Origin of the sequence: Pseudomonas sp. AM8 (genome assembly GCF_036346475.1) — a bacterium.
Lineage (GTDB): Bacteria > Pseudomonadota > Gammaproteobacteria > Pseudomonadales > Pseudomonadaceae > Aquipseudomonas > Aquipseudomonas marginalis.
Window position 1 is genome coordinate 215,029 of sequence record NZ_JAOTNX010000005.1, and the last position, 22,955, is coordinate 237,983.

The 22,955-nt window shown below is 60.9% G+C and carries 19 protein-coding genes; 2 read left to right on the forward strand and 17 right to left on the reverse strand.

Annotation, left to right across the window (positions count from 1 at the left end; genetic code table 11):
- Positions 1-34: 34 nt before the first annotated feature.
- The 4 genes from V3W40_RS14700 to V3W40_RS14715 form a co-directional block, all read right to left on the reverse strand.
- Entirely contained in the window at positions 35-766 is a 732-nt protein-coding gene (locus V3W40_RS14700) for an SDR family NAD(P)-dependent oxidoreductase (RefSeq protein WP_330215219.1), read from the reverse strand.
- Positions 767-811: 45 nt separating this feature from the next.
- Positions 812-2,080 carry a carbohydrate porin gene (locus tag V3W40_RS14705; RefSeq protein WP_330215220.1) on the reverse strand — a complete coding sequence of 423 codons (1,269 nt, stop codon included), beginning with the start codon at positions 2,078-2,080 and terminating at the stop codon, positions 812-814.
- A 61-nt stretch (positions 2,081-2,141) separates the two neighbouring features.
- Positions 2,142-3,383 (reverse strand): MFS transporter, encoded by a 1,242-nt coding sequence (locus V3W40_RS14710; protein ID WP_330215221.1) that lies wholly within the window; start codon positions 3,381-3,383, stop codon positions 2,142-2,144.
- Between the two features lie 23 nt (positions 3,384-3,406).
- A complete protein-coding gene (locus tag V3W40_RS14715; RefSeq protein ID WP_108538433.1) occupies positions 3,407-3,940 on the reverse strand; it encodes a 2,4'-dihydroxyacetophenone dioxygenase family protein in 534 nt (177 codons plus the stop codon).
- 238 nt (positions 3,941-4,178) lie between these two features.
- On the opposite strand from V3W40_RS14715, the gene V3W40_RS14720 reads away from it, so the two are divergent.
- A complete protein-coding gene (locus tag V3W40_RS14720; protein ID WP_330215222.1) occupies positions 4,179-5,153 on the forward strand; it encodes an AraC family transcriptional regulator in 975 nt (324 codons plus the stop codon).
- Positions 5,154-5,259: 106 nt separating this feature from the next.
- On the opposite strand, the gene acuI is transcribed toward V3W40_RS14720, so the two are convergent.
- Positions 5,260-6,246, reverse strand: coding sequence for an acrylyl-CoA reductase (NADPH) (gene acuI, locus V3W40_RS14725; protein ID WP_065926088.1), 987 nt, complete (start codon positions 6,244-6,246; stop codon positions 5,260-5,262).
- Positions 6,247-6,690: 444 nt separating this feature from the next.
- Here acuI and V3W40_RS14730 point away from each other — a divergent pair, with 444 nt between their 5' ends.
- The gene (locus V3W40_RS14730; RefSeq protein ID WP_065926090.1) at positions 6,691-7,698 is read left to right on the forward strand and encodes an aldo/keto reductase; all 1,008 of its coding nucleotides are present in this window, start codon (positions 6,691-6,693) and stop codon (positions 7,696-7,698) included.
- A gap of 143 nt (positions 7,699-7,841) precedes the next feature.
- Here V3W40_RS14730 and V3W40_RS14735 read toward each other — a convergent pair whose 3' ends face one another.
- The 12 genes from V3W40_RS14735 to V3W40_RS14790 all read right to left on the reverse strand — a co-directional run bounded on the left by V3W40_RS14735 (position 7,842) and on the right by V3W40_RS14790 (position 22,926).
- Positions 7,842-8,597, reverse strand: a complete 756-nt coding sequence (locus V3W40_RS14735; RefSeq protein WP_065926091.1) for an ABC transporter ATP-binding protein — start codon at positions 8,595-8,597, stop codon at positions 7,842-7,844.
- On the reverse strand, positions 8,591-9,637 hold the full coding sequence (locus tag V3W40_RS14740) for a FecCD family ABC transporter permease (protein WP_065926092.1): 1,047 nt from the start codon (positions 9,635-9,637) through the stop codon (positions 8,591-8,593). The genes V3W40_RS14735 and V3W40_RS14740 overlap by 7 nt, the downstream gene beginning before the upstream one ends.
- Positions 9,634-10,788: an ABC transporter substrate-binding protein gene (locus tag V3W40_RS14745; protein ID WP_065926093.1), complete on the reverse strand. Its 1,155-nt coding sequence runs from the start codon at positions 10,786-10,788 to the stop codon at positions 9,634-9,636. Before V3W40_RS14745 ends, V3W40_RS14740 begins: the two co-directional genes overlap by 4 nt.
- A 64-nt stretch (positions 10,789-10,852) precedes the next feature.
- On the reverse strand, positions 10,853-13,267 hold the full coding sequence (locus V3W40_RS14750; RefSeq protein WP_330215223.1) for a TonB-dependent receptor: 2,415 nt from the start codon (positions 13,265-13,267) through the stop codon (positions 10,853-10,855).
- 101 nt (positions 13,268-13,368) lie between these two features.
- A complete protein-coding gene (locus V3W40_RS14755; RefSeq protein WP_065939571.1) occupies positions 13,369-14,346 on the reverse strand; it encodes a FecR domain-containing protein in 978 nt (325 codons plus the stop codon).
- On the reverse strand, positions 14,347-14,862 hold the full coding sequence (locus V3W40_RS14760) for a sigma-70 family RNA polymerase sigma factor (protein ID WP_065926096.1): 516 nt from the start codon (positions 14,860-14,862) through the stop codon (positions 14,347-14,349). It lies immediately after the preceding gene.
- Positions 14,863-14,947: 85 nt separating this feature from the next.
- Complete coding sequence (locus tag V3W40_RS14765) at positions 14,948-16,132, reverse strand: aminotransferase class V-fold PLP-dependent enzyme (protein WP_065926097.1); 1,185 nt, start codon at positions 16,130-16,132, stop codon at positions 14,948-14,950.
- Between the two features lie 15 nt (positions 16,133-16,147).
- On the reverse strand, positions 16,148-17,392 hold the full coding sequence (locus V3W40_RS14770; RefSeq protein ID WP_065926098.1) for an MFS transporter: 1,245 nt from the start codon (positions 17,390-17,392) through the stop codon (positions 16,148-16,150).
- 16 nt (positions 17,393-17,408) lie between these two features.
- A complete protein-coding gene (locus V3W40_RS14775) occupies positions 17,409-19,259 on the reverse strand; it encodes an IucA/IucC family protein (RefSeq protein ID WP_330215224.1) in 1,851 nt (616 codons plus the stop codon).
- A gap of 37 nt (positions 19,260-19,296) precedes the next feature.
- Positions 19,297-20,445: an NAD/NADP-dependent octopine/nopaline dehydrogenase family protein gene (locus V3W40_RS14780; RefSeq protein ID WP_065926100.1), complete on the reverse strand. Its 1,149-nt coding sequence runs from the start codon at positions 20,443-20,445 to the stop codon at positions 19,297-19,299.
- A 28-nt stretch (positions 20,446-20,473) separates the two neighbouring features.
- Positions 20,474-21,517 carry a PLP-dependent cysteine synthase family protein gene (locus tag V3W40_RS14785; RefSeq protein ID WP_065939576.1) on the reverse strand — a complete coding sequence of 348 codons (1,044 nt, stop codon included), beginning with the start codon at positions 21,515-21,517 and terminating at the stop codon, positions 20,474-20,476.
- Between the two features lie 14 nt (positions 21,518-21,531).
- Positions 21,532-22,926, reverse strand: coding sequence for a Y4yA family PLP-dependent enzyme (locus V3W40_RS14790; protein WP_065947796.1), 1,395 nt, complete (start codon positions 22,924-22,926; stop codon positions 21,532-21,534).
- Positions 22,927-22,955: the final 29 nt, after the last annotated feature.

The following is a 22,955-nucleotide window of genomic DNA, read 5'->3' on the forward strand; positions in this document are numbered from 1 at the left end:
AGCGCGCCTGCCGATGCAGGCGCGTCTGTGTGGGTCAGATAGCGGTGGTCAGGTAGCCACCGTCGACCGGCAGAACCACGCCGGTCACAAATGACGCCGCATCCGAAGCCAGAAATGCAATCACCTTGGCGACCTCTTCGGCACTGCCGAAGCGCTTCATGGGCGTGCGAGAGAGCAAACGGTCGATCCTCGGTTGATCATCGATTTTCGCCAGCAGGGGGGTCGTGATCCACCCCGGCGCCACGGCATTGACGCGAATGTTGTCAGGGGCGTAGGCCTCCGCCAGGGATTTCGTGATCTGGACAACCGCCCCTTTGGCTGCCGAGTAAGCCACGAGTTTGCCCCCGCCGAAGTAGGAGAACATCGACGCGATGTTGATGATCGACCCACCTTGCCTGGCCAGCAGCGGATGCGCCAGGTTGATGAGGCGGTAAACGGCATTGAGTTGAACCGACAACACCTGGTTGAAGGCCTCCCACTCCATCTCCTTTTCGCCCAGGGTGCCACCCGCAGCCGGTACCAGAATATCCAGGCGGTCCAGGCTTTGGATCACGCCTTTAAGCGCACCATCGTCGGTGACGTCAACCTCGCGCAGATCGAGCTCAACCCCCTCGGCGACGATTGTCGCGTCGGCGCCCAAGCCGATCGCCACGACCCTGGCGCCATGCCGGGCCAGATACTCGGCGGTCGCTTGGCCAATCCCGGACGTGCCGCCGCTGACGAGCGCGACCTTGCCTTCAAACAGAGAGCTGCTGAACATAGTCATCGTTACCTCATGGAGTCAGTTAAACGTTTTATTCAAGGCACGGGCTTACAGACCCAGTACCGAACCCACATCCAGCACCACTAGCAGGCCAACCACGAAGCCGTTGTTGCTCAATTGCGTCGCGCCCGGGTTGTAGAAGTTGTCCGGGTTGATGATGTACTGGATGCTCGGTTCGATCGCCAGGTGGCGGGTCAAGGCAAAATGGCCGTTGGTTTCCACGGCGTAGACATTGCGTTCACCCAATTCAGGATCGCCACCAGCCGCCGTGCGCAGGCGCTGCTGGAACTGCAACTGGTGGGCGTTGACTTGCAGGTAGCTGACTTTGAGATTGAGCTTGTCCTGCGCCCGATCAAAGGGGGCAAGGTAGGTCAGCCCGGCTTCGGCGAAATGGCTGAAGGGTTGTTTCTCGTCGGCCGCCGCCGACAGCGAGCCGAATACCTGTACGCCTTGTTGCCCGCCCTGCCATAGCGTCTGTCGGAACTTGAAGAAGCCGCCGGCCGTGCCGTGGTCGCTGGCACCCGTCAAGGGGTCGACCTGGTTGGACGAGTTGAAGTACGCATTCAGTTCGTACTGGGTGGTGTCATCGCCAGGCTTGCTGCCCAGGCCCACCAGGAAGCTGGTGCCACTCGCGTCGTCGGTGCTGAAATCCAGGCCTTTGCGCTTTTTCAGGTAGTCCACCGGGTTGGATTCGAACGCACCCGCGTGCACGTAAAAGCGCGGGTTCACTTGATACTTCAGGTAGCCACCCCAGGCGCCGAAGGGCGGCGGCAACATGCCGCTTGAAGCGTCCAGGATCGGGTCAGTACAGGTGACGCCCGTTTCGCAGTTATAGATGTAGAAGTACCGCCGGCCATTGGTCCGTCCGACGTGCAGGTCGAGTTGACCATCGAGCCATTTTTGCTCGTAGGTCAACACGCTCAACTGGTTGCTGGCGATGTCATTGTGCAAGGGCGCACCGCCAAAATAGCTGCCGACGGCACCTTGCCATTCGCCCCCGGTCGGCTGACCGGTACCGTTATCGAGGATAAAGACGGTTTGTTCGAAATGCAGGGCTGCGCCGTCCAGGCCACTGAGCGTGGCGAGGTTAACGTCTGCGCCGATGTAAAGGTCACCGCTGTTGCCGAAGCTGTAGGGGCGCGGGCCGGTGTCGAGGTTTTTCATCGACAGGCTCGTGAATTGCACATGGGGCTGGATGCCGTAGCCGGCCAATTGCTCGCCCAGGCCGGCCAGTGGACCTTCACGGTCCAGTGCCCAGGCTTGGGGGTAGGTATACACCAGCAACAAAAACGCGCACAAACGAAGGGTAGGGTGCATGGTATTGGACTCATTTTATTGTTGTTGTGATGAGTAAAGGGAGCCGCGTGGTGATCTCGGATCACGCACGCTGTGTGCAGGCTTGCATTGATCGGCGTTGCAGCACGCCAGGCGCAGTTTCCTTGAGCAGCAGGGACAGCCCTGCTGCCAGCAAGGCGCCGCCGCAGGAGATCCACATCACAATCGACAACCCGAACTGATCGGCGGCGAACCCTGCGACGGTGGGCGCCACGAACCCTCCCACCAGTTCGCCAACGCCCATGATCATGCCCAGCGCCGTGGCCATGACTTCACGCGGGACGGTTTCAGCCGGAATGGTGGACATGAACAGCGTGAAGCAGCCAAGCCCGGTAAAGGTGAGCACCATCAGCACGCCGAGTATCATCGGCGAGGGCGCAAATAGCAGGGCTATCGGGCAGCAGGCAGCAACCAGCGAGAACAGCACCAGCGTCGGACGGCGGCCGATACGGTCGGAGATGCTGGGCACCACAAACCCCCACACAACCCATGCCGCACCCAGGCAACTCATGATCGTGCCCATGCTCGGTGCGCTGTAACCGCGGACGCTGACCAGAAACGTCGGGGTAAAGGAGATCAGGATCACGAACCAGGTCAGAAACACGCAACTGATCAATGTGCACAGCACGATGTTGCGGCTTCTAAGCAATGCCAGGCGATGCCCGCTGAGCTTGACGTCATTCACCGGAGCCTGACGAGGTTCATCCTGACGCACATAGCGCCAGATAAGCCATGCGATCAGCAGTCCTGGCAGCAGCGACACAATGAACGCATGTCGCCAGCCGTATGCCTCGGCCAGGGCAATCAATACCGGCGGGCCGATTACTGCGCCCAACAAACCCGCTGCCGAACCTTGCAGCAGGCCCATGTTCAAGCCCCGGCGATGCGGCGATGACGCCTCCACCATCATCGATTGAGACAACGGCAGGATGGGCCCCTCGGCCAACCCCATGATGGCGCGAAACAGCAACAGGCTAAGGAATCCCGCGACCAGCCCGGAGAGGGCCGAGCACAGCGAGAAGAGGATGACCGCCGCAATCAGCAGCGGCTTGCGCACCCCCCGACGATCTGACCACGCGCCGACCAGCGTGCCGGAAATCGCCCAGGCCAAGGCCAGCACCGAGGACAACATGCCGAGATGGCTGTTGCTCAGATTCAGCTCTTGCGCCATGAACGGAAACAGGAACGACAGCGCTAGACGATCGAAAAACACAAAACCAAACGTCAGGAACAACACGCAGAGCAGGACATTTTCATAACTGGCTTTATTATTTTTGTGAGCCATGACGGTTCTCCGCAGCAAGGGGTTTAACGGAATAGACGGTCCACTGCATCAGCGCCCAGTCCGACCTTTTCGTAATGTTCACGGCACAGGGCGATGTAGGAGTGCACGTCGAAGTAGCCGGTGGATTCGCCGTGCTCGTCGAGCCAGATCAGCGGCCCCTTGACGATGAAGAACACGCGCATGGGTTCCTCGTGTTCATAGGCCACCAAGGTGTGACCCTCGCCGGGCGTCTCATAAACGAAATCACCGGCGGTGGCGGTCCAGTCGTGCTCCAGGTAGCCCCACTTGCCCGACAGGGTGTAGGCGAACACTTCGTGCGGGTGGTAGTGGCGATTGACCAGGCCGGCATGGCTGGACATCAAGATGTCGCACCAGCGGTTTTCGCTGGGGGAGATCCACAGAGGGCGCGAAGAAACCGTCTCGGTGAAAGGCACGTAGAGCCGCAGATCATCGCTGGCGGCATTCGGCAGGTAAACCTCAGGCTTGGCATCGGGCTTGAAGCAGTTCGCGATGGGCTGCAGGTCTTTCCAAAATTCGTTGCGGGCTAATTCGGGCATGTTGGGCCTCTGATTGTTGGAATACAGGGGCCACTCTAGGGCGAACGGGGCACTGCGGTTTGATCGAAACTGACGTCATTGTTGTCTGAATCGGACGGATATTTTCAGTTCATCGGTTGCCGTGGTTTTGTATCGGCTACCGATTGACAGCGTGCCTGGCTGGGCGGTTAATGGAGCGCTGCAGGCCCCGAAATCCGCCTTGTGTAGCGCCGAGCAGTCAATAAGAACGAGAAAAAAAATGACCCGAACCGCCGCCTTGCTTGATACCCAGCGTGCCAGTACCGATGACCTTCCACTGGATCAGCGCGTGGCATTCTGGGAGCAGTACAACGCATCGACGCTGGTCGGCCTGAAGTGCTCTTCCTTCAGTGAAACCGGGTTCAGCGCGCGGGAGGACAATCTGAGTCTGGACCGGCTGCGGGTTGCCCATATTGCCGGTACCCAACACGTCATCGAGCGTGATGGTTCAATGATTCGCACCGTGCCCAAAGAGTCGGTGTTCGTATCGCTGGTCATGGGCAGTGCGTCGTTTTTCTTTCAGAACGGCAACTGCCATCTGCTGGAACCGGGCGAGATGATGGTGTATCGCACCGACAAGCCCTACCTGTTCGGCTTCTCCGCTTCGATGCACAAGTTTATCTTCGATATCCCCCAGGACGTGTTTGCCTCCCGCTGTCTGCGCCGCTTTGATCACGCCGTGAAGATCAGCGCACACACCGGCACACAGCGTTTACTGCTAAGGACATTGAGTGAGCGCACCGGCGGTTTTTTCGAGCGGCCGCTCAGCCAAGGGGCGGACAATTATCAAGAGGATGCCCTTGAGCTGCTCGGCACGATCATCGCCGGCCAGATGGGCAATCGCCGGATCAACGCACTCAGTGCGTCTTACCTGTTGGTCGCCAAGCAATGCATCCTCGAGCAGTTGGCTGACCCGGCATTGAGCTGTGAGCGGGTGGCGCTGCAAACCGGCGTTTCCACGCGGCACCTGGCCCGGCTATTTGCCTTGGAAGACACACAACCCCATCGTTTTATTCTGGAAAAGCGCTTGCAAGGAGCGTTCCGTCTGCTGAGCCAGGCGGACAGGCGCGGGCTGGACATTGCCGAGGTCGCCTATCGGCATGGGTTCACCAGCCAGGCGCATTTCGCCAGGGCCTTCAAGGCGCACTATGGGCGCACGCCCAGCGACGTGCGCGCGTCGTCGGTCGGCGTATAGCATCTGCGCTCCAGGGCGCGCCTCCTCATTGGATTGTTTCATTCATTGAGCAGGGCACCGCTTCGGGCAAGAACTCGTGGTGGCACTGGAAAACCCCGCCGCCCCGTCACGCGTTCACGTCAACGATGGTGCGCCCCTGAATTTTCCCTGCGAGCACGCGGCTGGCGATGTCAGGAACATCGCCGAGGCCAACCACCTTTGAGGTTCGGGCAAGCTTGTCCAGATCCAAGTCACTGGCAAGGCGCGACCAAGCCTGCAGCCGTATCTGCTGAGGCGCATTGACCGAATCAATGCCAGCAAGGGTGATGTTGCGCAGGATGAAGGGGAGCACAGAGGCGGGCAGATCCGCGCCTTGTGCAAGTCCGAAGGCCGCGACCACGCCACGATACCGGGTATGCGCCAGCACGTTAGCCAACGTATGGCTGCCGACCGAGTCAATGGCGCCCGCCCAGCGCTCTTCGGAAATCGGTGCGCCCGGTGCGGACAGGGTGTGGCGGTCGATGATTTCGTTCGCGCCGAGCGCGCGCAGGTAATCGGCTTCTTCAAGCCGCCCGGTCGACGCGATCACGCGATAGCCCAGTTTGGACAGCAGGGCAATCGCCACCGATCCAGAGCCGCCATTGGCGCCGGTCACCAGGATGTCGCCGCGCGCAGGCGTCAGACCGCCATGTTCCAGTGCCAGCACGGACAGCATTGCGGTGTACCCCGCTGTGCCGATGGCCATGGCATCCCGGGCCGAAAACGCTGCGGGAACCTTGACCAGCCAATCACCGCTCACCCGTGCCCTTTGGGCGAAGCCGCCGTGGTGAGTCTGGCTGAGTCCCCAGCCGTTGGCCAGCACACGGTCGCCGGCCACAATGCCGGGATAGGTCGACGACTCTACGACCCCGGCAAAGTCGATCCCCGGAATCAGCGGAAACTTGCGGATGATCGGTGACCGGCCACTGAGCGCCATCGCGTCCTTGTAGTTCACCGTTGAGTATTCGACCGCGACGGTGACGTCGCCCGGCATCAAATCCTCGTCCTCAAAGTCAACCAAACGGGTTGAAAGGGTGTCACCGGTCTTGCTGGCGAGCAGTGCCTTGAATGTCATCGTCTTCTCCTGGTCAGGTGACCACGTGCGTTGTGCTAAATCAGTTGACCCAGTTGGAAAACCTTGGGTTCGCCTGCGACCCACCTGAGGGTAGTTGAAGGTGACGATGCCCTTGTCCTTGCGCGTCCCAGCGAGGTTTTCCTGGACCATGGCGGCAAACTCGAAGGCCAAGCCCGCCTCGACGAAAGCAGGTGGGCGCGGTCAGATGGGCGCGCAAATTTCCAGCACCCTTGTGAGGCAAGCACCTCAATGATGTCGATCATAATCTTCGTCGTCAAGATCTTTGATTGCGATTGACATCAATGAAGGCTATAGGCTTCACTGCTGGCCTATCTACACAGATCTTGAAGATGAAAGTCACTAAAGCGCAGGGGAACGCTATCGAGGCGGTCATGCGCCCAGTCGATCCCGACAACAGGGCCGATTCAATTGACGGAGCACAGCATGAAGTACACATCATTTGGAAAGACCGGTTTGCAGGTTTCACAGGTGGCGCTCGGCACGGGCAACTTCGGCACAGGCTGGGGTTATGGCGCCGATCCCGACGCCAGCAAAGCTGTGTTCAACGCTTATGCCGAAGCTGGCGGCAACTTCATCGATTCGGCTGACGTCTACCAATTCGGGCAATCCGAAGAACTGCTCGGTACATTGCTGGAAGGGCGGCGTGAGGATTTTGTGCTCGCCACCAAGTTCAGCAGTGGCGCAGTGCAGAATGCGAACCGACTGGTCACCGGCAACAGCCGTAAGGCCATGGTGGCTTCCGTGGAGGCAAGCCTGAAACGGCTCAAAACCGATCGGATTGATATTTACTGGGCGCATCACCCGGATGGCACCACGCCCCTTGAGGAAATCGTCCGAGGCTTCGAGGACCTGGCGCGTGCCGGCAAGATCCTGTACGCGGGCCTGTCGAACTTCCCCGCCTGGCGCCTCGCCCGTGCGGTCACGTTGGCCGAACTGTCCCATGCCGTTCCGATTGCGGCTGCGCAATTCGAACATAGCTTGGTGCATCGCGAGCCCGAGGCCGATTTGTTCAAGGCATCGCATGCGCTCGGTCTCGGCATCGTGACGTGGTCGCCCCTGGGGGGCGGTATGTTGACCGGAAAGTACCGGCAAGGGGAAAAGGGGCGTGCTGAAGGGTTCGCAGGGCGTGTGTTCCAGCCGGAGAACTCGGCACAGCGCACGCAGACGCTGGACGCGGTAGTCGCTATAGCGGGTGAACACGGCGTCAGCCCGGGCCAGGTTGCCATTGCTTGGGCAGGCACGCATGGTGCGGTTCCCATTATCGGCCCGCGCTCACTTGGCCAACTTACCGATAACCTTGGAGCGCTGACACTGCAGCTCTCTGCGGAGCAAATTGGTCGACTTGATAGCGTGAGTGACCTGGCGCCGTCGGCAGTAGCCAGGGTACCTGTTGCTTGGGCTGACGGCGCTCCAGAGCGTGTCGTTGCCTGACCTGTGAAGGTGCAATGCGAACGCGCGGTCAATGAGGGTTAAGCCTGGAGTCACTGCGAGGACGAAACAAGCCAAGCTGACGACGCGGGTTTCGGCTATCGGCATGTTCTCGCATCAATCTATGGCTCGTGCTGGGTACGCGGTCAAGTTATGCCGTCGATCAAAATATGCCGTTGTCCCCGACTGCACTGCTCGATCCGCGCCTCAACCTGGTACACCTCGCGCAGCATGCGTTCGGTGATCACCTCATGACTCGCGCCGCTGCCTTGGGCGGTGCCGTCGGCAATCACCAATACCTGGTCGGCAAAGCGCAACGCCTGGTTCAGGTCATGCAGGGCAATAAACACGATGACCTGCTGTTGGCGGGCCAGTGCGCCCATGAAGTTCAACACTTGCACCTGGCGATGCATGTCGAGGGCGCTGGTGGGTTCGTCCATCAGCAGGACTTCCGGTTCGCGCACCAAGGTCTGGGCGATGGACACCAGTTGCTGCTGGCCGCCGCTGAGTTCGCCGAGGTTGCGAAAGGACAAGTCGCTGATGCCAAGGGCCTCGAGCATTTCGTCGACCAGGTTCAACTCGTCATCGTGGACGGTCCATTGCGGCGACAGTTGCTTGCGGGCCAGGAGTACCGATTCGTAGACCGTCAACCGCGCACTGGCATTCAAGCCCTGGGGCATGTAGCAGATGCCCTGCCGGCCCTTTTTCGAGTCCTGCAGGATCACCTGTCCAGGCCCGTCGATCAGCCCGGCCATGCGTTTGAACAAGGTGGACTTGCCCGCCGCATTGGGCCCCACCACCGCGACCACCTGGCCGCCGGTGAACGCGGCGGTGGTAACGCCACGGATGATCGTGCGCTGGCCATAGCGGGCACCCAGGTCTTGCAGCTGAATCTTCACCATGTGTTTTTCTTCCCGCTGAGGATCAGTGATATGAAGAACGGCACGCCGATCAGTGAAGTGACCACCCCGATCGGGAAGATGGCGCCGGGGATCAGGGTTTTGCTCACCACTGAACTGGCGGACAGAATCAGTGCGCCGGTCAGCAGCGAGGCCGGAAGGAAGAAGCGTTGGTCCTCGCCGATCAACATCCGCGCAATATGCGGGCCGACCAGCCCGATAAAGCCGATGGTGCCCACAAAGGCCACGGGGAACGAGGCGAGCAGGCTGACCATGATCAGCGTCTGAAAGCGCAGGCTGCGTACGTTGATCCCGAAGCTGGCGGCCTTGTCGTCCCCCAGTCGCAGTGCGGTCAGGGCCCAGGCGCGCTTGGCAAAGATCGGCAGGGTGATCACGATCACCAGGCAGATCACCCCGAGTTTGGGCCAGGTGGCTTTGGTCAGGCTGCCCATGGTCCAGAACACCACGGCCGCCACGGCTTGCTCGGTGGCGAAAAACTGCACCAGGGCCAATAACGCGTTAAACGTGAAGACCAGGGCAATACCCAATAGCACGATGGTTTCCGCGGTGACCCCGCGACGCATGCTCAGGAAGTGAATCAGCAACGCCGACAGCATGGCCATGATGAACGCGTTGACCGGCACCATGTACTGCGCCGCCAACGGAAACAGCGCCACACCAAACGCCAGCCCCATGGCTGCACCAAAACTGGCGGCGGCGGAAATGCCCAAGGTGAAGGGGCTGGCCAGCGGGTTATTGAGGATGGTCTGCATCTGCGCGCCGGCCAGTGACAACGCCGCACCCACGGCAACGGCCATCAGGGCGATCGGCAGGCGGATGTCCCACATCACCACGCGAACCTGTGCCGGCGCACTGTCCGGCGCAAACAGTGCACCGAGTACTTCATTGAAGCTGTAGCGCGCCGGCCCCAGGGCCAGGTCAAGCAGCACACTGCACAACAGCAGCAAGAGCAGGCCACCGAGGATCAGGCGTTTGCGCAGCACCAGGGCCCGGTAGGTGTCGCGTTGGATCACGGCACTCATGGCTTGAGGCTCACGAAGTAACCCGGCTCATAGGGCACCGGCAGGAATCGCTCGTGCAATTCGCGAAACGAGGCTTCAGGGTCCAGGTCGGTAAACAGTGTCGGATGAAACCACTTGGCCAACTGCTGGATGGCCACGAACTGATAAGGGCTGTTGTAGAACTGGTGCCAGATGGCATGGAACGCCTGGTCATCCTGCGCCTTGATCCCGGCATAGGCCGGGCGTTGGGTATACCAGGCCAGTTTGCGCCGGGCTTGGGCCATGTCGGCACCGGGCCCCACCCCGACCCAGTGGCCACCGGGGGCAAAGGCTTCCCAGTTGGCACTGGTGACCACCACCTGTTCCGGGTTGGCGACGATCACTTGCTCGGGATTCAGCTGGCCAAAGGTGGTGGGAATAACGCCTCTGGCGATGTTATTGCCCCCCGCCATATCGACGAACAGACCGAAGTTTTCATTGCCGAAACTCAGGCAGCAATCGTCGGTGTAGCCACCGATACGCTCGATGAACACGCTGGGGCGCGAAGGGTGTTGCGCGTTGATCACGTCGGTGACGCGGCGGATCTGCTGGTTGCGAAAGTCGATAAACGCTTCGGCACGCGCCTCTTTGCCGAACAACTGGCCGAACAGGCGCATGGTCGGTTCGGTGTTCTGCATCGGGTGGTTGCGAAAGTCGACGTACACCACTGGAATCCCCAGGGCATCGAGCTTTTCGATATAGCGGGCGTCCTCGGTCGCGTGCTGGGCCTCGATATTGAGGATGATCACGTCCGGGCGCTGGGAGATGGCCTGCTCGATATCGAAGGTGCCGTCTTCAAAGCCGCCAAAGGTGGGGATTTTGGCGATGGCGGGAAATTTACGCAGGTAAGCGCCATAGGTGTCCGGGTCGGACTGGATCAGGTCCTTGCGCCAGCCGACGATTCGCTCGATGGGGTTTTGCGTATCCAGCGCGGCAACCAGGTACAACTGACGGCCTTCCCCGAGAATCACCCGCCGGACCGGCAGGTGCACCTTGACCTGGCGCCCGAGCAAATCGGTGACGGTGCTGCGTGGTGCCTGCGGCTCGGCGGCCGTCGACGGCAGAGCCCATCCCAACAAACCCGCAAGCAGCAGCCCGGCGAAGGCGTGGCTGCGTCGAACAATGGTAACCATGGTTAAAGCCTTTGCAGTGGTCGGGCCGGGTGGCGGTGCAGCTTGCCGTGCCGGGCCGAAGGTTTCAGAAATCGACCGTGGTCGACAGTAGAAGGGTGCGTGGCGAGCCTTGAGAGAACGCACCATAGGAAGCGACCCCCGACCAATACTCACGGTCGAACACGTTCTGTACCGTGGCGCGAAAGGTCGTCGGCCGCTGGGCGATGCGCGTGCTGTAGCGCACGCCCATGTCGAAGCGGGTCCAGGGGTCCAACTGCTGGGTGTTGGCCTGGTTCACATATTGGCTGCCGGTGTACAACGCCCCGCTGGTTAGCGTCAGCCCCTCGACCCAGGGCACGTCCCACTCGGCCCAGAGGTTGGCTTGCACCTTCGGCACCCCCACTGGGGTGTTGCCCCGGTTGGCCGCAACCGCGCTTTTGGTCAGTTGCGCATCCAGCAGCGTCACCCCGCCCAGCAGGCGTGTGCCTTGGCCGGCCTCACCGGATACGTTCAGCTCCAGGCCGCGGTTGCGCTGTTCGCCTTGTACCGCAAAGGTGGTACCTGACAGCTCGCCACTGGGTTTGGTGATCTGGAACAGCGCGAGTGTGGACATGACCGTGCCGTAGTCGAGCTTGACCCCCACCTCATGCTGGCGTGAGACGTAGGGGGCAAAGATCTGGCCCGCGTTCGAGGCCGTGGCGGGGGCGATATCGCCTTTGCTCAAGCCTTCCAGGTAGTTGTAGTAGAACGACACATGCTCCCAGGGCCGGACAACTGCGCCGAACAGCGGCGTGGTCCTGCCGTCGTCGTAAGCCGTGGTCACCGTACCCGCCGCGTCGTAGTTGTTGGAGCGGATGGTCTGTTTGCGCAGGCCGGCCGTCACCTGCAGGCGCTGATCGAGGATCGACAAGGTGTCGGCAACGGCGACGCCGGACAATTCGGTCGCCGAGACTTTCGGCGTGGCAGGCGTAGCAATGTCGGCCTCGGGTCGTGAGACAGGGTGGTAAATGTTCGACAGGATCGGCGGGCCGGAAATAATGCCGCGCGACAACTCATCGCGATAGCGCGTCACTTGCAGCGTGGTGCTGTGGCTGATCGGCCCGGTGTCGAAACGCAGTCGGGCACCGCTGTCGACCGTGTAGCGCCGTACTTTAAATTTGTAATAGCCGGGGATCGACGAGGTGTCGCCGACGGTGTTGATGATGGTCGGGGTCTGGTCGGAAAGGCGTGCCACGTTCGACTTCCCACCGCCGGCATGGGCAAACAGGGTCAGTGCGTCGCTCACGTCATACTCGCCACCCAGCAATGCCGACTCGTCGCGAGTCTTGGACCAGCCCCACGCCTGGCTGACGTTGGTACGCCCGTTGGCGGCGTGGGGAATCGGCACGCCGGGCGCGATCAGGAAGGGCCGTGACGCCGCGTCGAATTGCTCTTGCTGGTTGATCAGGTCCAGGCTGGTGCGCAGGCGATCGCCCTGGTAATCCAGGGCGATGGCACTGACCCCGACATCCCGCGATTGCTTGTCGATGACAGTGTCACCCTGCTGCACGCGGCCGTTGACGCGCATGCCGAATCGCCGGTCCTCGCCAAACCGCCGACTCAGGTCGATATGGGTGCCCAGTTGTCGGTCCTGGGCATAGGTGGCCGTGACGCGGGTCAGGTCCTCGTCCAGGGCGCGCTTGGGGACCACGTTGATCACGCCACCGACGGCGCTGTTGGGGGACATGCCGTAGAGGAGGGCGCCAGGGCCTTTGACCACTTCGATGCGTTCGGCGTAGTCGGTGAAGACCCGGTAATTGGAGGCCACGCCGTACGCACCGTCGAACGCCAGTTCCCCGAGGTTGCCTTCGCCCACCGGAAAGCCGCGGATAAAGAATGAGTCGACGATCCCTCCCGTCTGGCCGGTGGAGCGGACCGAAGAGTCGCGCTCCAGCACGTCGCCCACGGTGGTCGCCTGCTGGTCTTTGATCAATGACGCGGTATAGGTGCTGATGCTGAACGGCGCGTCCATCACATCCGTATTGCCCAGCAGGCCGAGACGCCCGCCCTCGGCCACCTGGCCGCCCGGGTACACCGGCGGCAGGCTATCGGTGTGTTTTTGCGCCGCCTCCACCGTGGTCGCCGACAGCGTCAGCCGGCGCAGTACCAGGGTGTAGCTGCCATCGCTGCGCAACACCATCTCCAGGCCGCTGCCTTCGAGCAAACGCGTGACGGCTTCCTGCGTGGAGTAGGTGCCGTTCAGTTCGGGGCTGATCAGGCCCTCCGTGATCGACGGCTGGAACGACAGGGCAATACCGGCGTCCACGGCAAAGCTTGAGAGCGTCGCGCCGAGCGGGCCGGGGGCAATGTGGTAGGCCTGCACAGCGACTGAGTCCAATTGGGCCGGTGCATCCGCCAACGCCACCGGGCACATGGCTCCGGCCAGCAGCAGGCTGAGCACAACGCCGTGCACCATCGGTTTGAGCGGACGAGCCGGACGCAGGGGCCGTGCTACGAGCATGAAAGGATGACCCATGGACGAGAGGAAAAGGCTGTTCCTGTCTTTGCCAGTCGAGATCGAAAAAAGTATCACCCCGGCCGCCGTTTATTTTTGCGTGAGAGTCAGGCGGGCGACAGGGTGACCCAGTAACCGCGCAAATGACTGTTCGCCAGCACGGGATAAGTGTGCACCAGCATGCTCAAGGTGCGATCGGTATCACTGATCGGAAAGGCCCCGGAAATGCGCAAGTCGGCGATGGCCGGATCACAGCGCAGGAAACCTCGGCGGTAGCGCGTCAGTTCCGCGACGAAATCCGCCAGGCGCATCTTGTCGGCCATCAACATGCCTTGGGTCCATGAACCGATGTAGCGATCGGTCGGCGCCAGGTCACCAAAGGTCTGTGAGGAGAAGTCGGTGCGCTGCCCTGCATTGACGATCAGCGGCGGGGTCTGGCGGTTATCGGCCAATATCACCCGCACCGCGCCGTCGATGACCGCAAGATGGGTGCGGGGGCTGACTTCACGCACGGTAAACCGTGTGCCCAGCGCCTGCATGCTTCCCTGGCGGGTGCTGATCAGGAACGGCCGGGGCAGGGGGGCGGTGTCCACGGCGGTCTGCACCAGGATTTCGCCCTCGCGCAGGTGAATAAGCCGTTGACGGTCGTCGAATACGACGTCGATGGCGGTGGCGGTGTTCAGGGTGATGCGTGAGCCATCGGCCAGGGTCAGTTCGCGGCGTTGGCCAACGTCGGTGCGATAGTCCGCTGACCATTGCTGCGATTGCGCCAGCTTCCAGCTCCCCCAACCCGCGGGCGCCAGCGCCAGCAGGATCGCCAGCTTGCCCAGTGCTGCACGACGTTCAGGGCTGTCTGGCCGGTCCAGCGCCGACATCGCCAGGGCGGGCGGCAGGCCGCCGAACTTGCTCTGCAGCAATTGCGCACGGGACCAGGCGCGATCCCGCTCCGGGCTGCTGACCTTCCAGCGCTCCCATTCGGCGCGCTCGTGCTCGCTCAGTTCGCGTTCGCTCAAGCGCATCAGCCACTCGGCGGCTTCTTCGAGTACCTGCGGGTCCAGCGGCGGCTCCTTGCGCAGACCGAGCATTCACTCCACCAGCATCAGGCACTGTACGAAGGCCTGTTTCATGTAGCGCTTGACGGTGATCAGCGATACACCCAGTTGCTCGGCGATGTCGTCGTACTTGAGGCCGTTGATCTGCGACAGCAGGAAGGCGCGCTTGACCAGGGGCGCCAGGGTATCGAGCATGGCGTCGATTTCGTGCAGGGTTTCCAGCACCATGAAGTGCGCCTCGGGCGACGGCGCTTCGTGGGTGGGCACGTTCGCCAGCGCATCCAGGTAGGCGCGTTCCAGTGCCTTGCGCTGGTACCAGTTGACCAGGATGCCCTTGGCCACGCAGCTCAGGTACGCCCGTGGCTGGTCAATCACCGTGACTTGTGAGGCGAGGATCCGGGTGAAGGTGTCCTGCGCCAGATCCGCCGCATCCATGGCGTTACCCAGTTTTCTCTTCAGCGTGGCATACAGCCAGCCGTGATGCCCGCTGTATAGGGCCTCGATGGCGCGCAGGTGATTGAGATGATTTGCGGAAGAGATTTCGCTCATGGCGGCAGATTTGTTTGTAATTGAGAAGTATTCCCAATGCTAGTTGACAAACCAGCTTGAGCGCAAGCGCCATCGTGTCCCGTGATCAGGCGTGTGACAGGCGTATCAAGGCGTCAATCAGCAAATCGATTTCAGCTTCGGTGTTGTAAGCGTGAACCGATGCACGGCTGACCTCAAGCAAGCCCCGCTGCTGCATGTCGAGCAGGGTCGAGCCTGCTGTCGAAGTGCTCACGTTGATGCGTTTGGGTTGCGCTGCGAGCCACTGCTGCACCTGTGGGGCGCTGTGGTGGCGATGACTGAAGGTGACGATGCCGGACTTTACAGGACCCAGGTCCTGCGAGGTGATACCCGCCACGTCGGTCAGTCGATGGCGTAAGTAACCCGCCAGGTGCTGGATGCGCTGCCATATCGGTTCGATACCCTGCGCCAACGCATACTCCGCTGCGGCCCCCAGGCCCAGCTTGGCCGCAACATTGCATTCCCAATTTTCAAAACGTCGCGCATCCGCACGAATTTCAAAGCTGTCTGCCGTGAGCAAGGACGCCGCATGCAGGTCCAGAAAAACCGGCTCCAGGCGTTGGCACAGGGATTGTTCTACGTACAGGAACCCCACGCCCCTCGGCCCGCGCAGGTATTTTCGACTGGTGGCGGCGAGCATATGGCAGCCGATCTTTTGCACATCGATCGGCACCTGGCCCACCCCTTGGCAAGCGTCCAGCAGGAACAACACACCCGCCGCCCGGGCGAGGGCACCGATCTGCTCGACGGGTTGCACAGGCCCGCCGTTGGTGGCGATCATCGGCAGCGATACCAGGGCGACGCGCTCGTCTTCAAGCATGGCCGCCAAGGCTGCGAGGCACACCTGGCCGTGTTCATCGTTGGGGATGATCCGGATCTCGATCCCGCGCTGCTGCCTCAATTGCAGGTATGGGATGTAGTTGCCGGCGTATTCGGTCATGGAGGTCAGCACGGCGTCGCCGGGCTTGAGCGCCAGTGAATAGAAGGCCATGTCCCAGGCTCGGGTGGCGTTTTCGACCACTGCGATTTCAGTGGGGTGCGCATTGATCAGGCGCCCGACGGCGGTGTAGACATTGTCCAGTTCAGGCGCGCATCGGGCGGCCGCTTCATACCCGCCGAGGCGGGCTTCCTGTTGCAGGTGCCCGGTCATGACCTGGACCACCGGCTCAGGCATCAGCGCCGCACCGGCATTATTGAAATGGATCAGATGCTCGACACCCGGTGTATCGGCACGCAGTTGTTCAATGTTCAAACCCTTGCTCCTTGTTCAGTCGCTGCCTGCAACGCCATTGGACGGCGCGGACACCGACCAGTACCGCAGCGCGACCATGGGAATCAGCGCCACTGCATAGGCCAGGCACACGAAAAGATAGGTGTATTGCAGGCCGTAGACCTGGCTCAGCAAGCCACCGATGGAGATGCCGGCAATCGAGGCGAACTGCGCAGTGCTTTGGGCAATACCCAGTACGTAGCCTTGTCGCGAGCTGTCGGCGGTTTTCGAGACCAACGCCATCAGCACGGGGGTGGTCGCCCCTAGCAGCACCCCCCAAATGAAGTAGGCGACGATAAATACCACGGCGCTGCGCGTTACGCCCGCCACGGCGGTCAGGGCGATGCAGCCCATGACGACATATGTGATGCGTTGCAGGGTTTCTGCCTGGGAACGATGCTCGAAGTAGCGCGACCATGCCGTTGCCGACAGGATGAAGCCCAGCGCCAGCAACCCGTAGCACAAGCCGACGACGGAGTTGTTGACCTCGAACGTCGAGCTCACATACAGCGAGAACGAGGTCTGCGGCAGCATGCGCGCGAGCAGCAGGATGCCCATGACGCACAGCAGCGACAGCAGCGGAGAGCTGCGCCATACGCTGTCGGTGCCTGCGACCGGCGTGCGGGTGGCCACCGTCGGCTTTTTTGGTACGGGAGGCACATCCGGCAAGGTCACGGCGGCGATGACGGTACAGAGTGCACAGAGCACCGAGGCGACGATGTTGATCCAGAAAAACGTCGCGTAATCGAGGATCAGGCCGCCTACGACCGCACCGAGCAGTGAGCCGACATTGGTCGATATCTGCAGGATCGCGAATAACCGCGCCCGCCGCGACGGCGCTTCGATACTGACCCCGTAAGCCTGCGCCGGGGCTATATAGCCGGCAAAGGCGCCCTGCAGAAAACGCAGGACCAGGATGACCCAGATGTCACTGAAAAAGGCCAGCCCGAGCTGGGTCAGGGACAACCCCGCGAGTGCGCGGATCATCATCAGCTTGTGGCCGTAGCGATCGCCGATACGGCCCCAGAATGCACTGGTCAGCATGATGCCCAGCATCGGCCCGACGTACACGGCGATGCTGGCGAAGCTGAATACCGACTCCGAGGACGCCAGCCCGCGCAGGTGCACGGGCCAGAACGGCCCGCTCATTTCCATCGCGCCCATGGAGACCAGCTGGATCGCGAACAGAAGATAAATGAGGATTCTTACACGCGAACCCTGGATGGCACCTGCTTGGGACATGAGACGGCCTCAGTGATTAAACGGCAGCTAGCGGGTTGGTCAGGGTGTGCTGCAAACGATAGTTGGAATACTGCATCAAATGCATGCGCAGTAACGAACGGGTAGGCCATGGATCCTCGACAAAGGCCTGGCGCTCGACCTCCCACACCTGCGGCGAGACCCGCTCGCGCACGGCGGCAAAGGCGTTTTCGGTTTCCTCGCGCAATATTGCCCACAAACGTGTGTTGTCCATGCCGTACTCCTTGGTCAGCCACAGGGCCATTTCATGCAAGTGGGTGAGGAACGCGGCGTCCAGTACAAACATGCGCACCGGCTCGATATCGCCGCTAAATACCGTAGGCAGAATGCCAGGCTGCACATGCGGCTGTAACGTATAACCGCGTTCTTCCAGCAGGGGGGCGTAGGTTCTGCCATCGCCAAAATCGCGGATCAGCAGGCTGCGCGGCACGCCATCGGGTGAGAACAGCACCATGGTGTTCTGCTGGTGCGCTTCGAGCCCGATACCGTACAGCAGATAGATTGCCACCACGGGGTGGGTGACGACCTTGGCATAGTGGCGAAACCACTGTTCTACGCTGGCGGCGTCGGCACGCACCCCGTCGCGTTCGATCAGGTCGGTAAACAGCGGCCGACCGCTGCCCGGTAAACGGGTGAACAACGAAGCCACCGTGATCGGCAGACGCTCATCGCTGCGTTCGAACGCTTGCCGGCTGGCACGAAACACCACGGACAGGTGTTTTCCCGGTACGTCGTCCTGGGTGATTGCGTGGCGGTAGCGCACGCCGATTTCTTCCGGGAAGATTTCCAGTTGCTGGTCGAAACCGTTTTCGGCTTCCAGGATTTGCGTGATCACTGTGCTGATGCGCGGCCCCATATGGATCGACTTGGCTTGCAGGCTGCGCAACTCGCTGGTCATCCACAACGCGATGGGCAATTTGATCAGCGGTGCAGCGTGGTCCAGGACCGGCATCATCGTGCGGTATGACATGGTCGGCAGCGTCTGAATATCCGGCCCCTCAGTGATCAGCAGGCCTTCTTCGATTTCCGCAGCAAACGTCTTGAGCACATAGGCCTGCAAGTGCCAGGCATGAATCGGCAGGGGCAGCCATTGCGTTTCATCCAGGCCTTTGGCGTTGAGCGCCGCTTTCCATTGCTCCCAGTGTGCCGGGAAATTGCTGGCGAACCAGGCGTGGTAGTTGGTCACGTGAGGCATGCTTTCGCTTTTGGCCATGTCGGCACGCAAGGCGGCTATCCGCAGGGGCACCTGGGCGTTGAACTCCGGAGACAGTTGCTCGACCTCAGCGTCATTCAGCCCGGGGCGGGCTTTCCAGGTCGGGTAGTAGGGGTGGCCTTCCAGCGAGCCCCACTGATCCAGCAAGATCGCGGCGTCCTTGGTGCTTGCATGCCGACGCAGGTAATCGGTGAGGCTGCTGAGGCCCTGGCGTTGAGCGGCCTGCGCCAGGCGCGCGTTCCAGTGTTGGCGGAACTGACGTGCGTGGGCGTCGTTCAGCAGGCTGTTTTCCATATCCGACTTGAGACCGGCCACACCTTCGTCGCTGGGCTCGAAGTCGAAACTGTCGCGCAGTACATCCAGCAGGTCCTGATGGCGGGTGATCACCTGGCGCACGCCTTCGGCCGTCAGTAGCACCACGTCGCCGTCATTGACCAGCGTGTCGGCCGGGCCCAGCGCAATCTCGGAGAAAAACAGCGCCTCGCCGTTCTGCTTGAGCGGGTAGGTGGCCTGCTGGCCGTCGTGGGTAAACGCCAGCGCCGAACGATCCAGGATATTTTCCGCAAACAAGCAACGAATCAGCCGGCGCAGGGCGTTCTTGCGGGAGTAGGCGATCAAGGTGTTGAGGTCATCCATATCAGCTCTCTGCTTGTTGAGTCATTCATTAAAAGGGTTATGCCGTGCGAGGCCATTGGCTCGGGAAGTAATCCAGCGCCGAGTCGCGCAGGCCTTGCATGTAGGCAACGCTCCAGTGCAGGACTTCTTCGATATAGGGCACTTTCAGTTCAAAACGCCTGGCCATTTCCACCAGCAGCACCAGGCCATAGGCGACGTCTTCGTTGAACGCACGGCTCTCACGCTCGATCACATACCCGGCGCGGTTATCACCGGCTGGCACCATGGGCGCGAGGATGTCGTTGTAGGCCTGGTTGGTGCGCAGAATGGACAACATGCTGCTCTGGTCGCGAATCTGATCGCCGTACGCCTCGACGATTTCCTGTTTCAAGGATTTGACGGACGACAGGTCGACGCCCATGCGCGCACTGATGACCGCGCACAGTTCCTGGCTTTCCTGATCCATGCGTTCCAGGAAGTAGGCGCCCAGTTCGGGGCACTCCGTCCACCAGCACAGGCGCTGGGGAAAGATCTTGCGGTGCCATTGCCCGTAGGGGCCGATCAACCCGTAGATCACCGAGCTGTGCATGATCGGGTTACCGGGCGTCAGGGTGATCTCCAGGTAGTGATCGAGCAGCGTGACGCAAGGGCCGTAGAGGCGTGTGAGGATGTCGTGCAAGTGCTGGCGCGACACCTGGGATTCGCGGGCATGGGTCGCGACATATAACTGGCTTTTGCCGCCGCCCATTTTTATCGACCTACCGGGGGTGAGATCGAAGGCGGTATGAGGTACGTCCTTCATGCCCCAGATCACCAGGTTCGGGTGGTTTGCCAGTGTGGCCTCGGCCAGCCAGTCGAACCCGCAGAAGCCCGGAATCGCACCGATGTACACCGGTTTGCTCGTGCTCAAGTGCGGCGCGATGGCCTGCAGGGTTTTGGCACGGGCATGGGCTGGCACCGTGATGATGACGATGTCGGCGTCTTCGACGGCGGGCCTGGCCTCGGCGGTCACCCGATCCAGCCGGGCGTTCAATGTGGAGCCGTCCGGCAGCAGGGCCTGAAGCGGCACCTGCCGCGTGTGGTGGTCGACGACTTCCAGGTTGCTGGTCAGCAGCGAAACCTGGACGTCAGGCAGTTGCTTGAACAGGATGGCGTTGAGATGACCTGTTCGGCCACCGCCGCAAATGGCGACTTTCAGCGGTTTCATTCAGAGGCGCTCCTTGGTCGAAAGAGGGTCATGCGACGCTCAGTTGCAGCGGGGCGGAGCTGGACTCCTGCCAGTGGTTCTTGCCCAGCCAGGCATCCAACTGCGACGCGACGCCGGGGTCGAGCAAGTCGCGTTCCTCCAGCCACTTATCGTCGAAGACCGTGTGCAGGTATTTTTCGCCGCCATCGGCAATCGGCACTACTACATTGCCGCTCAGTACACCTTTGTGAATCAGCTCCAGGGCCTTGAAAATTGCGCCACCGGTCGAGCCGCCTACCAGCAGGGCGAGGTGGCGGGCGATATAGCGCGAGGTCTCGAAGGCTTGTGAGTCGGTGACCTGCACGCCCAGGTCGATGCAGCTGTAATCGAGCACCAGCCCCACTGTGTCCCCGGCAGGCGTGCCGGTACCGGACTGATAGTACGGATAGCCGGGATGCCCGAAAACGATGGAACCTGCGGGCTCCACCGCCACGGTCACAATGTCGGGGTTGTGCTGTTTAAGGCCTCGGGCAATCCCGGTCATCGACCCGCCGGTACCGACGCAACCGACATACGCGCCGATCACACCTTCGGCCTGAACGATGGTTTCCCGCACAAAGTCGCTGTAGCCGCCGGCGTTGGCCGCGTTGTCGGACTGGTTCATGAACACGGCCCCCGGGATCTGCTCGGCGAGTTCGGCCGCCAGGCGCTGGCGCTCTACCACCGCGACTTCATCTTCACGATAAGTTCCCGCGACAAACCGAATATCGGCGCCCAGTGCCTTCATCACCGCGATCTTGTCCTGCGCCGCGTGATGGTCGACCACGGCGATAAATTGCAGGCCGAATTCGACGGCGGCCATGGCCAGGCCGATGCCGGTATTGCCCGACGACGACTCAACCACCACGCCACCTGGTTTCAAGCGTCCGGACTTGAGCGCGGCGAGTACCATGTTGCGCGCCATGCGGTCCTTGATACTGCCGCCGGGATTGTTTTTCTCTATCTTTAATAACAGCCGGGCATCAGTGCCCGGAATATAAATACCCAACATAGGCGTATTGCCGATCAGCTCGGAAACTTTAGTCAGTATCATATGAAGTACTTCCTTTAGTCGTCAGGTGAAAACGCGTAGTTACCGTACGTGCAACAGGTCGCCACCATTCGCCGGGGCAGGGGGTGACGATGGAACTCATTCTCCAGTAAGTCCATTTGATAGCCGGCGGTGTTGGCATAAATTAATAAGTCGCCGGCCTTGGGGGAAGTCGTGAAGTTGATCAGGCGGTGGGTGATGACGTCATCATCCAGGCAACTATGCCCGGCAATATAGGCTTGCATTGGTGTGGCGGATGTTGGCGCTGAGCTGATTAAAATCGGGTCGACCAGATATTCCGACGCGAACCATGTTTCGCAGGCACTGAAGCTGCTGCCTTCGACAAATAACACCGTTTTGTTATTGGCCAGTTTTTTGCTGCGTGTAATGCGAAATACCGAAATTGCCGCTTGGTCCACCAGACTTCGGCCCGGCTCCAATGCCAGGGTTATGCTGTTGGCTTTCAAGTACTGGGCAATGTTTTGTCGCGGCGAGAAGGCACTTTCCAGAAACAACGTTAACCATTGGCTCGCCGTCAAGTTGCTGCCGTAAGGGTAATAAGACTTGGGTACTGACTGGTTGTAATAGTGATTGGGCGTATTGTCGTTTTGTAGAAAGCGCTCGTAGGCGTGTGGCTCGACATAGCGGATGGGCAAACCTCCGCCGATATCGATCATGGTCGGAGCCAACCCCATCGTCCGAGCCACATCGACGAAATCGGTCACTTCACGAAAGGCCTGTGCTCGAGATTCGAACCCATAGCCACCGAGGTGGAAATGGAAACCCTCGAAGTCAAAAAATGCCCTGAGTCCGGTCAGTAAGTGCAAGCACACCAGCAGGTCCGCGGCCCCCATTCCGAAGCGGCTGGTCCCACAGGCTTTAGGCCTGTAACGCAGTAAAACCCTGGCCTTTATGGCCTCGCTGCTGGCTTCGACCAGTGTTTTCAAATGGTCGAACTCTTCCAGCGAATCCACGCAGATCAGTGCACCGGCATGGACCAGCGCCCGATGAAAATCTTCGGTTTTGGCCGGGCCGGTGGCACACAACTGAGCGGCCGGCACACCGGCGCGCAGTGCTGCTTGCATCTCGTAAATGCTGGAAACGTCGACGCCGATACCGGACGCCTTGGCCGCGCCGAGTAAACATTGTGACTTGTTGGCTTTGGCGCCATAGAAGATCGCATGTCGGACTTCATGCTGTTCCAGCACGGATTGCAATGCGCCGGTGTTCAGTGCAAAGGCGTGTGGCCATACAAGATTCAGGGGGGAGCCGTGTTGCGCAACGAGTTCAAGCAGTTTGTCGGGTTGGCTATGTAACAGCTGTGCGATACATGCGTCCAATAATGGATTAAGCATTTTCGAAAGATGAACTTCAGTGCGCGCTTCATTGAGGCGCGTTATTGCAATAGACATAACTATCCCCTGGCGCTTATAGCGTCGTC

Excerpts from the sequence above, each read along its gene's own strand:
- V3W40_RS14715 (WP_108538433.1), bottom strand. The coding sequence starts at position 3,940 with ATGCCCGAATTAGCCCGCAACGAATTTTGGAAAGACCTGCAGCCCATC.
- V3W40_RS14735 (WP_065926091.1), bottom strand. The coding sequence starts at position 8,597 with ATGGTGAAGATTCAGCTGCAAGACCTGGGTGCCCGCTATGGCCAGCGC.
- acuI (WP_065926088.1), bottom strand. The coding sequence starts at position 6,246 with ATGACATTCAAGGCACTGCTCGCCAGCAAGACCGGTGACACCCTTTCA.
- V3W40_RS14745 (WP_065926093.1), bottom strand. The coding sequence starts at position 10,788 with ATGGTTACCATTGTTCGACGCAGCCACGCCTTCGCCGGGCTGCTGCTT.
- V3W40_RS14770 (WP_065926098.1), bottom strand. The coding sequence starts at position 17,392 with ATGTCCCAAGCAGGTGCCATCCAGGGTTCGCGTGTAAGAATCCTCATT.
- V3W40_RS14705 (WP_330215220.1), bottom strand. The coding sequence starts at position 2,080 with ATGCACCCTACCCTTCGTTTGTGCGCGTTTTTGTTGCTGGTGTATACC.
- V3W40_RS14720 (WP_330215222.1), top strand. The coding sequence starts at position 4,179 with ATGACCCGAACCGCCGCCTTGCTTGATACCCAGCGTGCCAGTACCGAT.
- V3W40_RS14750 (WP_330215223.1), bottom strand. The coding sequence starts at position 13,267 with ATGCTCGTAGCACGGCCCCTGCGTCCGGCTCGTCCGCTCAAACCGATG.
- V3W40_RS14700 (WP_330215219.1), bottom strand. The coding sequence starts at position 766 with ATGACTATGTTCAGCAGCTCTCTGTTTGAAGGCAAGGTCGCGCTCGTC.
- V3W40_RS14775 (WP_330215224.1), bottom strand. The coding sequence starts at position 19,259 with ATGGATGACCTCAACACCTTGATCGCCTACTCCCGCAAGAACGCCCTG.
- V3W40_RS14780 (WP_065926100.1), bottom strand. The coding sequence starts at position 20,445 with ATGAAACCGCTGAAAGTCGCCATTTGCGGCGGTGGCCGAACAGGTCAT.
- V3W40_RS14785 (WP_065939576.1), bottom strand. The coding sequence starts at position 21,517 with ATGATACTGACTAAAGTTTCCGAGCTGATCGGCAATACGCCTATGTTG.
- V3W40_RS14710 (WP_330215221.1), bottom strand. The coding sequence starts at position 3,383 with ATGGCTCACAAAAATAATAAAGCCAGTTATGAAAATGTCCTGCTCTGC.
- V3W40_RS14760 (WP_065926096.1), bottom strand. The coding sequence starts at position 14,862 with ATGAGCGAAATCTCTTCCGCAAATCATCTCAATCACCTGCGCGCCATC.
- V3W40_RS14790 (WP_065947796.1), bottom strand. The coding sequence starts at position 22,926 with ATGTCTATTGCAATAACGCGCCTCAATGAAGCGCGCACTGAAGTTCAT.
- V3W40_RS14740 (WP_065926092.1), bottom strand. The coding sequence starts at position 9,637 with ATGAGTGCCGTGATCCAACGCGACACCTACCGGGCCCTGGTGCTGCGC.
- V3W40_RS14730 (WP_065926090.1), top strand. The coding sequence starts at position 6,691 with ATGAAGTACACATCATTTGGAAAGACCGGTTTGCAGGTTTCACAGGTG.
- V3W40_RS14755 (WP_065939571.1), bottom strand. The coding sequence starts at position 14,346 with ATGCTCGGTCTGCGCAAGGAGCCGCCGCTGGACCCGCAGGTACTCGAA.